The sequence below is a fragment of the Streptomyces sp. NPDC088707 genome (assembly GCF_044752725.1).
Classification (GTDB): domain Bacteria; phylum Actinomycetota; class Actinomycetes; order Streptomycetales; family Streptomycetaceae; genus Streptomyces.
In genome coordinates, this window is the sequence record NZ_JBIVLV010000002.1 from 209,839 (window position 1) to 225,293 (window position 15,455).

A 15,455-nucleotide genomic window follows, 5' to 3' on the forward strand; every position below is an offset into this window, starting at 1 on the left:
GCAGCCCGGGGCCGCCCGCACATCCGTAGAACTACGGAATCCGCTGTCCCGGCGCTCCCCTCCCTCTCGTGCATGCACCCCCGTCCCGCCCGTCCCCACCGCATCGATCGGCCGCACTGGGCAGAGCTCACCCCCAGGTACTCGGCTAGGGTGATTCGATAGGGAATACGCCCCCCGGGGCCGGGCCGATGCGTAGGTCGATGCGTTGGAGAACCACGAGTCGTCGAGCAGGGTTCCGCAGCCGCCCCGGGCGGCTGTCGGGGACGCGGGCGTGCTCCGCGAGCTGCTCCCGATCGCCCTGTGGCGCGAGGACGCCGAGGGCCGCATCGTCGAGTGGTCGCTCGCCGCGCAGGACCTCCTCGGCCACCGTCCGGAGCATGTGATCGGACGGCTCGCCACGCCCCTGCTCGTCCCCGACGCCAACCGTGAACTCGCCGAACGGCTCACCCACCGCGTACAGGCCGGCGAGACCATGGTCGGCGCCCTCCCCGTCCGGCACCGCGACGGGCACACCGTCGCCATGGAGATGTGGATCGTGCCGGCCGCCGACCCGGAGGGGCGGCCCGGCGCCATGCTCATCGCGGTGGAGACCTCCGAGGTCCTGCGCATGCGGGAGAACCTCGCGGCGATGGAGAGCCTCTTCACCCAGTCGCCGATCGGTCTCGCCCTGCTCGGCCCCGACCTGCGGTTCCTCCGGGTGAACGACGCCCTGGCCCGGATGAACGGGGTGGCGGCCGCCGAGCACGTGGGTCACCGTCTCACCGAGGTGGTGCCCGGCGTCAACGCCGCCTCGCTCGAATCCCTGATGCGCCAGGTCCTGGAGAGCGGGAACGCCGTCGTCGACGCCCGCCGGGTCGGCCGCACCCCCGCCGACCCCGATCGCGACCACATCTGGTCCTGTTCGTACGCGCCGCTCATCGACCGCACCGACCGGCGGTCCCTGGGGCTGATCGCGTCCCTCGTGGACATCACCGAGAGCCAGGAGGCGCACACCGAGGTCGAGCGGGCCCGCCACCGTTTCGCCCTGCTGGCCGAGGCCGGGGCGCGGATCGGCACGACCCTGGACCTGCAGCAGACGGCGGAGGAGGCGGTCCGCTTCCTCGTGCCGGGGCTGGCCGACTCGGCGGACGTCCAAATGCTGGAATCCGTCCTCGAGCCGGACGACCCGGTCGCCTCCACGCGCGGGGTGCTCCGCCGACTCGCGGCCCGCTTCCCCGACCCCACGGCCCCCACGTCGCTGCTCGTCCCGGGGCAGACCTTCCAGATCCCGCTGGACTCCGTGTACGAGGGGGTCGTCGCCCGAGGCAGGCCCACGAACCTCTTCACGTCCGACATCCCGCACCTCTTCACCGACCCGCGCACCGAGGCGCTCCGCACCTATTTCGCCACCCGCATCGGCTCGGCACGGCTCATTCCCATGGTGGCCCGCGGCCAGGTGCTCGGCGCGGTCACGGTGACCCGGCTGCGGACCCGCGAGTCCTTCGACGCGCAGGACTGCGTCCTCATCGACGAGGTCGTGGCCCGGGCCGCCCTGAACATCGACAACGCCCGCCTCTACACGACCCAGCGGGAGGCCGCCCTCACCCTGCAGCGCAGCCTCACCAACAGCGCGCTGCCCGACGTGACCGGGCTCGAACTCACCGGCCGCTACCTGCCCGCGAGCGCCCATGACGTCGGCGGCGACTGGTTCGACGTCATCGCCGTGCCGGGCGGCAGGACGGGTCTCGTCATCGGTGACGTCATGGGGCACGGCATCCACGCGGCCGCGGTCATGGGCCAACTGCGCACGGCGGTAAGGACCCTGGCCCGCCACGACATCCCGCCGGTCGAGATGCTCAGCTCCCTCGACGCCGTCGTCGCCGACCTCGGTGAGGACACGATGGCGACCTGTGTCTACGCCGTCCACGACCCGGCCACCGGCGGCTGGGTCATCGCGCGCGCCGGTCACCCGCCGCCGGCCGTGGCCACCCCGGACGGGACGATCGCCTTCCTCGACGGGCCGCCGGGGACCCCGCTGGGCACGGGCGCCCACGACTTCGGCACCGAGGAGATCTCCCTGCCCGAGGGCGGGCTGCTCGTCCTCTACACGGACGGCCTCATCGAGGCCCGTGACCGCGACCTCGACGAGGGGATGCGGCAGCTCGCCGGGACGCTCCGGCACCTCGACCGGCCCCTGGGCGAGCTGTGCGACGACATCCTGAAGCAGCTGCTCGCGGCGCCCGCGCAGGACGACGTGGCGATCCTGATCGCCCGTACGACCAGCTGAAGTTCCTTATAGGAAAAGGGGGTTCATCCGGGCCTCAGGGGCCCGTGTGCCGGAGCCGGTACAGGTCGCGGAGGAGGGCGATCTCCGCCCCGTGGTGCAGGACTTCCTGGTTCACCCACCAGACGGTCTCCAGGAAGGGGTCCTCCGGATCGCTGCCGTGCGGGTAGGTGCTGTACCCGACGGTGTCGAGCGCCGTGTCGTCGACGGACAGCAGCGCGTCGCGCCAGGCGCCGGCGGCGGTGTCGAACGCGGCGACGGCCGTCGCGACCTCGCCGCTGATCGCGTAGTCGTCGCGGGTGAGGGTGCGGCTGCCGTTCGTGTGGTCGGCGCGGAGTGCGAGCAGCTCGCTGAGGTGACTCAGCCGCCACGCGATCGTCGTGAACGGCGGCGGGGCCGGGTGCGGCGGCGGAGTCGCGTCCCGGCCCCACTCGCCGGAGTCGGCGCCGGTCAGCATGGTGGCGCGTAGCCCGGGACCGTCGGTACGGCGCCGGACGGACCAGCAGCCGGGCCCGGGCTCCCAGAGGTACTCCGCGTCGGTCATCGGACCGACCTCGACGTCCGTACCGTTCCCGCTGTCCATCACCGGCCCCGCCATGCGGTCGGTCAGTCGCCGGCGGGCGAAGTCGAACTGGGCGAGGAGCGGGACAAGTCGTGCGGGGATCGCCATCGGGGCTCCGGGTCGTAGAGAGGCGGGTCAGGCCGGGCGACCGGATCAGATCCGGTCGAACCGGATCAGATCCGGTCGATGTGCACGCTCGTCGACTTCACGCGGGCGGTGGCCTGCATGCCGACCTCGAGTCCCAGCTCCTCCACGGCCTCACGGGTGAGGAGTGAGACGAGCCGGTGCGGACCTGCCTGGATCTCCACCTGTGCGGCGATGTCGCCGAGCTTGACGGCCGTGACGATGCCCGGGAACGCGTTGCGCACCGACGTGTACGCCATGTCGTCGTCGCCCTGGCCGCTCTGCGCGACCTCGACGGAGAAGGCGGCCAGGTCGCGGCCGTCGATGAGGCGTCGGCCGTTCTCGTCGCGATGGGTGACGAACCGGCCGCCGTCGGCCCAGCGGCGTGCGGTGTCAGGACTCACGCCCAGCAGGCGCGCCGCCTGCCCGATGGTGTAGGACTGCATGTGCGAGAGATTACGCCCCTGGAGCTCGCATATGCAAGGAAAATGCGCATACCGCGCCGCAGGGCAAGCTCCGTGATTCAGGCCGAACCCGATCGGCGTCCGACCGCCTCGACCAGCGGCAGCAGCCGGTGCGCCACCCGCTCCCGCAGCGCGATCTCGGTACGGGTGCGGACCACCCCGGGCAGCTGGATGAGCCGCTGGATGACGTCCTCCAGGTGCCCGGCGTCGCGGGCGACCACCCGGGTGAGCAGATCGCCGCCGCCGGTGATGGAGAAGGCCTCCACGATCTCCGGTACGGCCGCGAGCGCGTCGCCGACCTCGTCGAGGTGCCCCTGGGTCACCTCGACATGGACGAAGGCGAGCACTGGATGCCCCAGCGCCGCCGGGGAGAGGACCGGGCCCGTCGCGGTGATCACTCCGTCGCGCTCCAGCCGTTCGATCCTGGCCTGTACGGTGCCCCGCGCCACGCCCAGGATCCGCGCGTACTCGCGCACGCTCGTCCGCGGCTGCTCGATGAGCAGCCGCAGGATCCGGGTGTCGAGCTCGTCCACGGCCATACGCGGCGGTCCTCCTCGGGTTCCTTCGGGTCGGCACGGGGTACCTGGGGTCGGAATCGTTTCATTCCGGCACAGGCTTCGCTCCTCCGGGGGCCCTCCGCGCGCCGCCCGCGTCCCACCACGCGCACGGCCGAGTCCCGGAGGCGCCGGAAGGCGCCACAGGGCGACTGCGCCCGATGGCCCCGGGACCTCCCGAGGAGGGGGTACCGCGTGCCGGGCGCCTGGCGCCGCGGAGAGGAGCGTCCTCCCGGTGGCCGTCCGGACGGCCACCGGTGTGGCCGGGCACGCCGCAGGCGAACCGACCTCCCTGCACGGGCTCCGCCACGGACAGCTGCGCCGCCGCCGGGGCCCAGAGGCCGCCGCCCCGTACGCCGACGCCCGGGCGGGCGACCTCCGCCAGGTGACGCGGGACTGGGCGGACCTGGGTGTCGATGCGGAGATCGAGCACCGGCCGGCGTGCACGTGCACCGTCGACGAGGGGGTACGGCGGAGGTCCACGAGGAGGCGGATGCCGTCTTCGCGGACCGCCCGAGTGGGTGATCGGACCGGGCATCCGGCGGAGGCGGCGAGCGGGATCCCGGCCCCCGCGCGCGATCGGCGCAGAGTGGGCGGCGTGGATGTCGAGGAAGTCGCCGAGGAGTTGTACGGCCTGAGGCCGGCGGAGTTCGTGGCCGCGCGGGACACGTACGTCGCCCGGGCGCGCGCGGCGAAGGACGCGAGGGCGGCGAAGGCCATCGCCGCCCTGCGGCGCCCGTCGCTCGCCGCGTGGGCGGCGAACCGGCTGGCCCGGCAGCGGCAGCGGGAGGCTCAGCAGTTCATGGCCCTCGGGGAGACTCTCAGGGAGGCCCACCGGACGCTCGACGCAGAACAGCTGCGGGCGGCGAGCGGGCAGCGGCAGCAGCTGATCACCGCCCTTGCCCGTACGGCCGGAGCGCTCGCGGGGGAGGCGGGGCTGTCCGTGAGCGACACCGTGCTGCACGAGATCGAGCAGACCCTGCACGGCGTTCTCGCCGACCAGGACGTGGCCGAGCAGTGGTCGAGGGGCCGACTCGTCAAGACGCCCGAAGCGGTGGTCGGGTTCCCCGCGGTCGCGCCGGATGCGGTACCCGCCCGCCGTGCCCCGGCCGCCGAAGCGGCCGAAGTCACGGCGACCACCGCGACCACGGCCACGGCGTCCACCGCGCCCGCGACCGCCAGGACTTCCCGGACGGCGGGGACCACCGAAGACGAGGAGGCGGGCGGCGGCGCCGAACCGTCGGCGGCGAAGAAGAAGCCGGCCCGCGGCGAGGACGCGCGACGCCGCCGCGAGCTCGAACGTGCCCGCCTGCGCGAGCTCGAACGTGCCCGCACGGCGGCGGAGGAAGCCGACGCCGAGGTCGGCCGGCGCGAGCGGGAGCTCGCCGGGGCCCGCGACGCGCGGCAGGCCGCGGCGGAGGCGGCCGAGGAGGCGGCCGAGCTGGTCAGCCGTCTGGAGCGCGAGCTGCACGACGGCCGGAAGGCCCGTCAGGAGGCGAGGACGGCCTCCACGGCGGCCGGCAAGGCGGTGACGACCGCGGAGCACGCCCTGCGGGACGCCCGCCGCGCTGCCGCGCAGGCCGCCGAGGCTCTGCAGGAGCTGGAGGGCCGGAGCGGGGAGTGAACCGTTGGCCGCCCGACGGCCGACGAAGGCCGCCTTCCACTGGGCCAATGGCCCACCCTTCGGGCCCTGAGTTGAGCCAGAGGCGCGATGGATGGTTTCCTTGGCGTATCCAGGTACTTTCGGCGCCGCGCAGCGCCGGGGCGGCGACGAGGCCGGTCCGGACCGCGGCGCCTTCGTCATGTCCGCGAGCTCCCACCACCCCGGGACGCCGCGAGGCAGGACGGAAGGCAAGACGAGGGGGCGGTTCACAGCCGTGAAGAGGATGTTCGTGGCACCGGATCCGGGGCACGTCAGGTTGAAGAACTCGCTGCGCGCCGTCCTCGGCATCGCGCTCGCCGTCGCGCTCGCGGAGCTCGCCGGCCTCTCGCTGACCGCGTCGATCACCGGCGGTCTCGCCGCACTGCTCGCGCTCTTCACCGTGACGGACTCCACCGTCCGCGCGCAGGCCGTCACCACCCTGCTCCTCCCGGCCGCGGGCTTCCCCGTCCTCGCCCTCGCCACCGCGCTGCACGACATCACGCTGCTGCGGGACGTCGCCTTCCTCACCGTGGTCTTCTGCGGGGTCTACGCCCGGCGCTGGGGCCCGCGCGGCCACGCGCTGGGGATCTTCGCGTTCATGAACTTCTTCACCACCCAGTTCCTGCACGCCGTCCCCGGACAGCTCCCCGAGCTGTACGCGGCCGTCGGCATCGCCCTTGCCGCCGCCGGCGCGGTCCGCTTCCTCCTGTGGCCGCTGGAGCGCCGTACGCCCCCGCCCGCCGCGCCGGCGCCGCTGCCCGGCTCCGGGCTCTCGCGTGTGACCACCCGGCAGGCAATCCAGGCCGCGGCCGCGTGCGCCGTGGCGCTCGCGATCGGCCAGGTGCTCTCCGAGGACCGCTGGTACTGGGCCGTCGGCACGACGTGGTGGATCTTCGTCAACACCGTGTCGCGCGGCGAGACGCTGGTACGCGGCTTCCGCCGGGTCCTCGGGACGGTGATCGGGATCGCCGTCGGCATGGTCGTCGCCATCCCGCTCGACGGGGCCGTGGTCCCCACGGCCGCCCTGGTGGCCGTCTGCGTCTTCGGGATCTTCTACACCGCGCCCGTCTCGTACAGCTGGATGATGCTGGCCGTGACCGTGATGGCGGGTCTGCTCTACGGGCTCCTCGGCGTGCTCGACCCGGCGCTCCTGGTGCTCCGCCTCGAGGAGACCGCCGTGGGCGCGGTCAGCGCCGCGCTCGCCGTGCTGCTCATCCTCCCGGTCACCACGCACGCGATCAACGACGCCTGGATCCAGCGGGCGCTGCAGGGCGTGCGGTCCGCGACCTCCGCCTCCCTGCGGCGCCTGTCCGGTGACGAGGACGCCGACCCGACCCCGCACGCCGCCGAGCTGGAGCTGCTGCTCGGACGCGTGCGGCTCTCCGTCGCCCCGCTGGTCCACCCGCTGAGCCCGTTCCGCGGCCGGAAGGCCCGCGCGCGGCGGGTCCTGGCGCTGCTCGACGAGTGCGCAGAGGAGGTGCGGGGGCTCGCCGCCGTGGCGGCCGACCCGGCCGCGAGCCATGACGCCCGCCTCGCCGCGGCCTGCTGGCGCGTCGAGGCGGCGGTGGAGCGGCTGACCTCACCCCGGGGCGGTCACGAGGCCGGGGAGCGGATGGCGGCTGACGGTACGGTCGCCCCGGCCGCAGGTCAGGCGGCGCTCGGCCACGTCAGCGGTCTGGAGAAGCTCCTCGCCGCGCTCGACGAGCCGCTGCGGACACCGCCGGGCTCGTCGCTCGTCCGCTCCTGACGGTTCCTGGCACGTCTCGACGCGCCGCAGAGCTTCTCCGCCTCGTCTCCGGCGCGTCCCCGACAGGTCCGCGGCAGGCCCCGGGGGCGTCCCCGACCCGCCGCCCGCCCCCTTTGGTCTAGACCGGCCTGCTACCGTCGGCCGACGCAGGCCGGTCGACCGCGACCGGTCGCGGGGACAGGGGAGGCACCGTGGGCGGCACAGAGACGGTTCGGGACCGGAGCGCCGTACGGGCGTACATCGGCTCCTTCACCTCGGCGGGCGGGCGGGGCGTCCTCGCCGCCGACGTGGACGCCGAGACGGGGGAGCTGACCGTCACCGGCGGCAGCGACGGCCTCGCCGACCCCTCGTTCCTCGCCCTCGCGGGCCCCGTGCTGCACGCCGTGTCCGAGACCGCGGCGGGAGCCGTCGCCGCCTTCGACGTCAGCGGGCCGGAACCCCGGCTCCTCGGCGCGCCCGTCCCCGTCGACGGCGCGGCACCCACCCACCTCGCCCTCGCCGCCGGGCACCTCCTCACCGCCAACTACACCTCCGGCAGCGTCACCGCCCTGCCGCTGGCCGAGGACGGCACCGCCCGCCCCGCCGCGAGCGTCTACCGGCACGAGGGCAGCGGGCCCGTCACCTCCCGGCAGGCCGGCCCGCACGCCCACCAGGTGCTTCCCGACCCCAGCGGCCGCTGGATCGTCAGCGTGGACCTCGGCACCGACTCCGTACGGATCTGCGCCCTGGACCCCGCCACCGGGGCCCTCGCCCCGCACGGCGAGACCGCGCTGCGCCCCGGCACCGGACCGCGCCACCTCGCCTTCCACCCGGCCGGCACGCACGCGTACGTCCTGAACGAGCTGGAACCCACCCTCACCGTCTGCCGCTGGGACGCCGACGCCGGTGCCCTCGAACCCCTCGGCGAGACCCCCGTCGTCCCCGAGGGCACCCCCGGCCCCAGCTACCCCTCCGAGGTCGTCGTCGCCCCCGACGGGCGCTTCCTCTGGGCCGCCGTGCGCGGTGACGACACCCTCGCCGTGCTCGCCCTCGACGCCGACGGGGCCGAGGCCGCCCTGGTCGCCACCGTGCCCTGCGGCGGCACCTGGCCCCGCGATCTGACCCTCGCCCCGTCCGGCCGTCACCTGTACGCCGCCAACGAGCGTTCCGGCGACGTCACCTGGTTCGCCCTCGACCCCGAGACCGGGATCCCCGCGCGCGCGGGTTCGGTCGAGGCCCCGGCCGCCTCCTGCGTCGTCTTCGGCTGACGCCGGGCCACGGGCCCCCGGCCCGAGACCGCGAGACCGTACGTCGAAACACCGAAGGGCCCGCACCGGACATCCGGTGCGGGCCCTTCGACGTACGGGCGGGGTGGCGGGCCTCAGAGCGAGGGCGCGCCCTGCGGCTGCTGCGGCGGGATGCCGAGCGCGGTCGTGTACTGCGAGAGCACGAGCTTGCCGATCGCCGGGTAGGCGCCCAGCGGCTCGGCGGCGGCGCAGCCGGCCTCCTTCGAGGCCTCGTCGAGCAGGCCGTCCGCCAGCTCCGGGCCGATCAGGTACGGGGCGAGCGCGAGCTGCTCCGAACCGGAACCGCGCAGCTGCTCGGCGACCGAGGCGATCGAACCCTCCTGGTCGAGCGCGGCGGCGATGACGGGCACGGCGAGGCGCGCCGCCAGCAGCATGCCGGTGATCCCCGCGGCCTGCACGGCTTCCTCGCCGCCGACCGTGGCGAGGATGATGCCGTCGGCGGCCGTGGCGACCGTGAACAGCCGGGCGCGGTCGGCGCGGGCCAGACCGGCCTCGGAGAGACGCACGTGCAGCGCCTCCGCGAGCAGCGGGTGCGGGCCGAGGACGTCGGTGAGCTCGGCGGTGTTGCCGGCGTCCATGACGGCCTGGCGGACCTGGCGCGTCTGGGCGCTGTCCGGACCCGCGAGCAGCGGCACGACGACCGAGGCGGGGCCGGTGGGGGCGCTGACCTCACGGCCGGCGGCCACGGCCAGCTCGTACCGCTCGGTGCGCAGCGTGGCGGCGACCGTCAGCACGGTCGCGAGCGAGGGGTACTCGCTGTCGTCGCCCTCGACGAAGCCGATCAGGGCGTCGAGGCCGGGCAGCTCGGAACGGGCGATGCTCACGACCTCTTCGGCCAGCGAGCGTATGGCGGCGGACGGCACGCCGGGCACAGCGAGAACCAGTGCGGGAGCGCCCTCGGGCGCCGCCGCGGGTTCGGGGCGACGGTGCCGCCCGGACTGACGGGGTCGAGGCATTCGTACAGGCAGGCCGGAAGCAGGCCCAGTGGGGGAGCTCATGGCGCCGCATGCTACTGGTTTCGCCCGGGGCGGCGTCGGTTGAGGTACGATCATGCGCCTTCTGCCCCTCTATGTCCCCCCTATGGCGCGTCCGGAATGCGGTCCCCGCCTTCGCCGCGGGTCGACGCACCGCCTCCCACCTGGGCGGATGAGGCGGTCCGCGGAGCGTCCTCCCCGAACAGGCGCAGCAGCGCGGGGTCCTCCGGCAGCCGCAGCGTGCCGGTGGCGAGCGCCGCCGCCAGTGCGACGGCCCCGGCCAGCGGATCCCCCGCCGGCTCGACCGTCCGGGCCTGCGGGACGAGCTCCGCGAGCTCCGCGCGCAGCGGTACGAGCAGGGGGTCGCCCAGCTTGAACAGGCCGCCCGTCAGCGCCACCAGCGCCCCCGGCCCGGCCGGGCAGGCGGCCTCGGCGGCCTCGGCGACGTGCCGGGCCGCCCGCGCCAGGATGTCCGCCGCCACCGGGTCCTCGGCGGCGCACAGCCCCACCTCGGGGGCGAAGGAGGCGAGCACCGCGGGCCGGTCGGTACGGGGGTAGAGCGCGCCCGGCAGGCCGGCCGCCGGGCCGAGCAGCTTCTCCGCCCGGGCCAGGAGCGCCGGCGAACCGCCGCGCCGCCCGTCGTGCGCGCGCATGGCCGCCTCCAGGCCCGCCCGGCCGATCCAGGCGCCGCTGCCGCAGTCGCCGAGGAGATGCCCCCAGCCGTCGGCCCGCCGCCAGGACGCCAGATCGGTGCCGAGCGCGATCATCCCCGTACCGCCGGCGACGACGGCCCCCGGCCGCTGTCCGAGCGCACCGGCGTACGCGGTGACGGCGTCGGCCGCGAGGGCGAGCCGCCGGACGCCCCAGGCCTCGGCGAAGGCCCCCGGCAGCTCCGCCCGCAGCTCGTCCCCGAGGGTCGCCATCCCGGCGGCGCCCACGGCCGCGGCGACGACCGGCCGTCCGCCGTGAGGCTCCGTCAGGGCCCTGACGGCCGGGAGGACCTGGTCGAGGAAGTGCCGGGCGGAGATACCGCCGGGGCCGGTCCGCACCGGTTCCCGCGACGCGCGGGTGTCGAGCACGGCGCCGCTCGCCGCCTCGGCCAGCGCGATCCGGAGTCCCGAGCCCCCGGAGTCGACACCGACGACCAGGGCGCCGGAAGGGGCGTTCACGGAAGCCACGGAGACGACAGGGGTCACGGTGCACCGTCCTCGCGACGAGTGGGGCGGGGGAGTGGGCGGAGTCTAGGGGGTGGCCCGTGCCGGCGCCCGAACCGGGGTGTCACAGTAGGCCGGTAGAGTGACGGACCGTGACAGCGCGACCTTTGAAGGAACTGGTGGAGCCCGGCTGGGCGGGGGCCCTGAGCCCCGTGGCAGGCCGGGTGGCGGAGATGGGTGACTTCCTGCGGGCGGAGATCGCCGCGGGCCGGACCTATCTGCCGGCCGGACAGCACGTACTGCGGGCGTTCCAGCAGCCCTTCGACGACGTGCGGGTCCTGATCGTGGGTCAGGACCCGTATCCGACGCCGGGAATGGCCATCGGGCTCAGCTTCGCGGTCGCGCCCGAGGTCCGTCAGCTGCCGGGCAGCCTGGAGAACATCTTCCGGGAGCTGCACACCGACCTCGGGATGCCCCGGCCGTCGAACGGTGACCTGACCCCCTGGACCCGGCAGGGCGTCCTCCTCCTCAACAGGGCGCTGACCACCGCCCCGCGCAAGCCCGCCGCGCACCGCGGCAAGGGCTGGGAGGAGGTGACCGAGCAGGCGATCCGCGCGCTCGCCGCCCGGGGCAAACCCCTGGTGTCGATCCTGTGGGGCCGCGACGCGCGCAACGCCCGCCCGCTCCTCGGCGATCTGCCGGCGATCGAGTCCGCGCACCCGTCCCCGATGTCGGCGGACCGCGGCTTCTTCGGCTCCCGTCCCTTCAGCCGCGCCAACGAACTCCTGCTGGAGCAGGGTGCCCAGCCGGTGGACTGGCGCCTGCCCTAGGCCCTGTCGTCGAACTCCCGTCCGCCCCGCCCTTCGGGCGACGACGGGAGTTCGACGACAGGCCCTAGATCGCGGCCGCCCGCACGCACAGCACGTCCGGCAGGTGTTCGGCGAGGAGTCGCCAGCTGTCGCCGTCGTCGTCGCTCCCGTACACCTCGCCGTTGCGGTTGCCGAAGTACACGCCCGCCGGGTCCGCGTCGTCCGTGCACAGCGCGTCCCGGAGCACCGTGCCGTAGTGGTCGCCCTCGGGCAGGCCCCGGCTCAGCGGCTCCCAGGTGGCCCCGGCGTCGCTCGTACGGTAGACCCGGCACCGGCGGCCGGCCGGGACCCGGTCGGAGTCCGCGGTGATGGGGAAGACGTAGGCGGTGTCCGGGCGGTGCGGGTGCGCGGCGACCGCGAAGCCGAAGTCGGAGGGCAGGCCCGAGCCGATGTCCGTCCAACTGGCGCCCGCGTCGTCGCTGCGGAAGACGCCCCAGTGGTTCTGCAGATACAGCCGGTCGAGGTCGCCCGCGTCCTGGGCGATCTTGTGGACGCACTGCCCGAAGACCGGGTGCGGGTCCGGCAGGAACACCGCCGACACACCCTTGTTGGACGGCTCCCAGGCGGCCCCGCCGTCCTGCGAGCGGAACACCCCGGCGGTGGACACGGCGACGGTGACGGCCGCCGGGTCGCGCCGGTCGGTCACCACGGTGTGCACGGCCTCGCCGCCCCCGCCCGGCACCCACTGGGAACGGGTCGGGTGCTCCCACAGCGGGCGGACGAGCTCGAAGGACTCCCCGCCGTCCCCGGACCGGAAGAGCGCGGCCGGCTCCGTCCCCGCGTACACGACGCCGGGGGAGTGCTCGGGGGCCGGGTGCAGCTGCCAGACGCGCTCCAGGGAGGCGCCGGTGTCCTCGGGGAACTTGACGGCAGGCCGCGCCGGTTCGGTCCAGGTCCTGCCGAGGTCGTCGGAGTGGAAGACGGACGGCCCCCAGTGGGCGCTGTCCCCGCCCACGAGCAGCCGCGGGGTCGGTCCGCGGGTGTCGATGGCGACCGAGTAGACCGCCTGCGCGGGGAAGGCCGGATCGTCGAACTCCCATCGGCCGTCGCGCCTGCGGCCGATGAAGAGTCCCTTGCGGGTGCCTACGGTGAGGAGTACGTCGGGCATGACTGCCAACCTCCGGGACGCCGTTGTCGGGGATACGGGCCAGTCTGCACCCGGCCACTGACAACGGCTCCCGGACACTCCCACAGACGTCCGCGCCACGCCGTGCGCCCGTGGTTCGGGCGCCGGCGGTCACCTCGCGCTCCTCAGATCGCCCAGGCGTACTGCGGCGGCGCCGCGTGCGTGGTCGCGCCCAGGTCGCGGGCGGCGCGGCGGGCCCAGGAGGCGTCCCGCAGCAGCTCGCGGCCGAGCAGGACCGCGTCGGCCTCGCCGTTGGCGACGATCTTCTCGGCCTGGTCGCTCTCGGTGATCAGCCCCACGGCGGCCACCGGCAGCCCGGTCTCGGCCTTGACGCGGGCGGCGAAGGGCACCTGGTAGCCGGGGCCCACCGGGATCTCGGCCGGTCCGCCGTTGCCGCCGCTGGAGACGTCGAGGAGGTCGACGCCGTGCTCGCGGAGGAGCGCGGCGAACCGTACGGTCTCGTCGACCGTCCAGCCCTGCTCCTCCAGCCAGTCGGTGGCGGAGATGCGGAAGAAGACGGGGAGTTCCTCGGGCCACACGGACCGTACGGCGTCGACGACCTCCAGGGCGAGCCGGGTCCGGTTCTCGAAGGAGCCGCCGTACGCGTCGGTGCGGTGGTTGCTGTGCGGGGAGAGGAACTCGCCGATCAGATAGCCGTGGGCGCCGTGCACCTCGATGACCTGGAAGCCGGCGTCGAGCGCGCGGCGGGCCGCGTCCGCGAACTGCCCGGTGATCTCCTGGATCCCGTCGACGGTGAGCTCGGTCGGCACCGGGTAGCCCTCGGCGAACTCGACGGGGCTCGGCGCGACGGGCTGCCAGCCGGGACCGGCCTCGGGGACGGGTCCGCGGCCCTCCCAGGGGCGCTTGGTCGAGGCCTTGCGCCCGGCGTGCCCGATCTGGATGCCGGGGACGGTGCCGTGGTCCTTGAGGAAGTCGGCGATGCGGCGGAGGGCCTCGGTCTGGGTGTCGTTCCACAGGCCGAGGTCCGCCGGGCTGATCCGGCCCTCGGCGGAGACGGCGGTCGCCTCGACCAGGATCAGTCCGGTGCCGCCGGTGGCCCGGGAGGCGTAGTGGGCGAAGTGCCAGTCTGTGGCGACACCCGCGTTCGGTCCGGTCATCTCCGCCGAGTACTGGCACATGGGCGCCATCCAGACCCGGTTGGGAACGGTCAGCGACCGCAGGGTGTAGGGCTCGAACAGGGCGACGCTCATGACGGACTCCGTTTCGGGGTGCCTCGAAGGGACGCTAGTACGGTAACCATCGTAGTACGGCATCTGTCAAACTACGAGGGTTCTCGTACAATGGCCCGTATCCCGGATGAAGTGGAGCCGCCGCCATGACGACCGCCACCAGCCCTCGCGCCCTCGAACACCCCACGCGCGACCAGATACGACTGGAGGCGGTGCTGCACGCGCTCGCGGACCCGGTGCGGCTGCGGATCGTGCGGGACATGGCGCGCGAGCGCACCGAACTGAGCTGCTCGTACTTCGACCTCCCGGTGACCAAGTCCACCACGACGCACCACTTCCGGGTGCTGCGCGAAGGCGGGGTCATCCGGCAGACGTACCGCGGTACGGCCAAACTCAACGCCCTGCGCGAGGACGACCTCGAAGCCCTCTTCCCGGGCCTGCTCGACACGGTCCTGACGGCGGCCGGCGCCCAGGCCGAGCGCGAGGACGCGACCGGCGCCCAGGCCGGCCGCGAGGACGCGACAGCCTAGGCGCCGGGGAGGGGCGCGGCCCGGGGAGGCGCCGCCGGGGACGCGCCGCCGGGGAGGTGCCCCCGGAGACGCGCCCCCGGAGAGGCGCCCGGCGGTGCCGTGCCCCCTACAGTCCCCGCATCCTCCCGATCTCCGCCGACTGCTGGGCGATCACGTCGTTCGCCATCTCCTCCACGAGGACGTTGTTGCCCTCGCTCAGCACCTCGGCGGCCATCGTCACCGCCCCCTCGTGGTGCGTGATCATCAGCTTCAGGAACAGCTCGTCGAAGGCCTTGCCCTTGGCGTTCCTCAGCTGCTCCAGCTGGGCCTCGCTCGCCATGCCCGGCATCGAGTGATGGTCGTGGCCCGCCTGTTCGCGCGGGCCACCGTTGTTTTTCAGCCAACCTTCCATCGCGCCGATCTCCGGCTTCTGCGCCGCCGCGATCCGCTCGGCGACCCCCTTCACCTGAGCCGAGGCCGCCCGCCCAGGGGCCAGCGCGGTCATGGTGAGGGCCTGCCGGTGGTGCACGATCATCATCTGCGCGTAGGTGAAGTCGGCGCTGTTCGGGCTCTGGTCCGGAAGCAGCTTCGCGGCTTCCTCGGGGGATATCCGCCGGGCCGCCTCACCGGGCTTGCCCGGCGCGACCACCGTCCCCGTCGATCCCGCGGCCGCCTCGGGGGCGCCCTTGTCGGGCCCCGACTCGCAGGCTGCCAGGGCGAGTACGGCGACGGCGGACAGGGCCACGGCGACGACGGCACGCTGACGGCGGATCAACAACGCGACCTCCAGATTTTCTTGCGGGGACAGTGACCGTTCCTAGCACTTTTCTCGGGGCTACCGATCAAAAACCTTCATTACGTCTGTGTTGCCATCTGTTGAGATGTGCACGGCAAGGAAGATACTGCCGGGGTCCAACACCCGTTCAACGCTGAACGGATACCAGGGAGGACGGAGTGACTTCGTTGCGTACCCCGCGTACCACGTCCATCAC

The 15,455-nt window shown here is 74.2% G+C and carries 14 protein-coding genes; 6 read left to right on the plus strand and 8 right to left on the minus strand.

What is annotated here, in order from left to right:
* Positions 1-271: 271 nt before the first annotated feature.
* Positions 272-2,266: a SpoIIE family protein phosphatase gene (locus ACIP84_RS08405; RefSeq protein ID WP_355958465.1), complete on the plus strand. Its 1,995-nt coding sequence runs from the start codon at positions 272-274 to the stop codon at positions 2,264-2,266.
* 34 nt (positions 2,267-2,300) lie between these two features.
* Here the strand turns inward: ACIP84_RS08405 and ACIP84_RS08410 are convergent, their stop codons facing one another.
* The 3 genes from ACIP84_RS08410 to ACIP84_RS08420 all read right to left on the minus strand — a co-directional run bounded on the left by ACIP84_RS08410 (position 2,301) and on the right by ACIP84_RS08420 (position 3,951).
* Positions 2,301-2,933 (minus strand): DinB family protein, encoded by a 633-nt coding sequence (locus tag ACIP84_RS08410; protein WP_401796136.1) that lies wholly within the window; start codon positions 2,931-2,933, stop codon positions 2,301-2,303.
* A gap of 65 nt (positions 2,934-2,998) precedes the next feature.
* The gene (locus ACIP84_RS08415; protein ID WP_355958468.1) at positions 2,999-3,394 is read right to left on the minus strand and encodes a helix-turn-helix transcriptional regulator; all 396 of its coding nucleotides are present in this window, start codon (positions 3,392-3,394) and stop codon (positions 2,999-3,001) included.
* 77 nt (positions 3,395-3,471) lie between these two features.
* Entirely contained in the window at positions 3,472-3,951 is a 480-nt protein-coding gene (locus ACIP84_RS08420) for an Lrp/AsnC family transcriptional regulator (RefSeq protein WP_073902156.1), read from the minus strand.
* 613 nt (positions 3,952-4,564) lie between these two features.
* Here ACIP84_RS08420 and ACIP84_RS08425 point away from each other — a divergent pair.
* The 3 genes from ACIP84_RS08425 to ACIP84_RS08435 all read left to right on the plus strand — a co-directional run bounded on the left by ACIP84_RS08425 (position 4,565) and on the right by ACIP84_RS08435 (position 8,602).
* Positions 4,565-5,590 (plus strand): hypothetical protein, encoded by a 1,026-nt coding sequence (locus ACIP84_RS08425; RefSeq protein WP_401796139.1) that lies wholly within the window; start codon positions 4,565-4,567, stop codon positions 5,588-5,590.
* Positions 5,591-5,852: 262 nt separating this feature from the next.
* A complete protein-coding gene (locus tag ACIP84_RS08430) occupies positions 5,853-7,355 on the plus strand; it encodes an FUSC family protein (protein ID WP_355958489.1) in 1,503 nt (500 codons plus the stop codon).
* Between the two features lie 191 nt (positions 7,356-7,546).
* Positions 7,547-8,602: a lactonase family protein gene (locus ACIP84_RS08435; protein ID WP_401796142.1), complete on the plus strand. Its 1,056-nt coding sequence runs from the start codon at positions 7,547-7,549 to the stop codon at positions 8,600-8,602.
* Positions 8,603-8,715: 113 nt separating this feature from the next.
* Here the strand turns inward: ACIP84_RS08435 and ACIP84_RS08440 are convergent, their stop codons facing one another.
* Together ACIP84_RS08440 and ACIP84_RS08445 are read right to left on the minus strand one after the other, a co-directional pair.
* The gene (locus ACIP84_RS08440; protein WP_355958475.1) at positions 8,716-9,639 is read right to left on the minus strand and encodes a hypothetical protein; all 924 of its coding nucleotides are present in this window, start codon (positions 9,637-9,639) and stop codon (positions 8,716-8,718) included.
* 80 nt (positions 9,640-9,719) lie between these two features.
* Entirely contained in the window at positions 9,720-10,811 is a 1,092-nt protein-coding gene (locus ACIP84_RS08445) for an N-acetylglucosamine kinase (protein WP_401796145.1), read from the minus strand.
* A 110-nt stretch (positions 10,812-10,921) separates the two neighbouring features.
* Between ACIP84_RS08445 and ACIP84_RS08450 the strand changes: the two genes are divergently transcribed.
* Positions 10,922-11,599, plus strand: coding sequence for a uracil-DNA glycosylase (locus ACIP84_RS08450; protein WP_401796148.1), 678 nt, complete (start codon positions 10,922-10,924; stop codon positions 11,597-11,599).
* 64 nt (positions 11,600-11,663) lie between these two features.
* On the opposite strand, the gene ACIP84_RS08455 is transcribed toward ACIP84_RS08450, so the two are convergent.
* Both ACIP84_RS08455 and ACIP84_RS08460 read right to left on the minus strand, forming a co-directional pair.
* On the minus strand, positions 11,664-12,746 hold the full coding sequence (locus ACIP84_RS08455; RefSeq protein WP_355959272.1) for an exo-alpha-sialidase: 1,083 nt from the start codon (positions 12,744-12,746) through the stop codon (positions 11,664-11,666).
* A gap of 143 nt (positions 12,747-12,889) precedes the next feature.
* On the minus strand, positions 12,890-13,975 hold the full coding sequence (locus ACIP84_RS08460; protein ID WP_401796151.1) for an NADH:flavin oxidoreductase/NADH oxidase: 1,086 nt from the start codon (positions 13,973-13,975) through the stop codon (positions 12,890-12,892).
* A gap of 125 nt (positions 13,976-14,100) precedes the next feature.
* On the opposite strand from ACIP84_RS08460, the gene ACIP84_RS08465 reads away from it, so the two are divergent.
* Complete coding sequence (locus ACIP84_RS08465) at positions 14,101-14,484, plus strand: helix-turn-helix domain-containing protein (RefSeq protein WP_355959269.1); 384 nt, start codon at positions 14,101-14,103, stop codon at positions 14,482-14,484.
* 106 nt (positions 14,485-14,590) lie between these two features.
* Here the strand turns inward: ACIP84_RS08465 and ACIP84_RS08470 are convergent, their stop codons facing one another.
* A complete protein-coding gene (locus ACIP84_RS08470) occupies positions 14,591-15,241 on the minus strand; it encodes a DUF305 domain-containing protein (RefSeq protein ID WP_401796154.1) in 651 nt (216 codons plus the stop codon).
* Positions 15,242-15,455 lie beyond the last annotated feature (214 nt).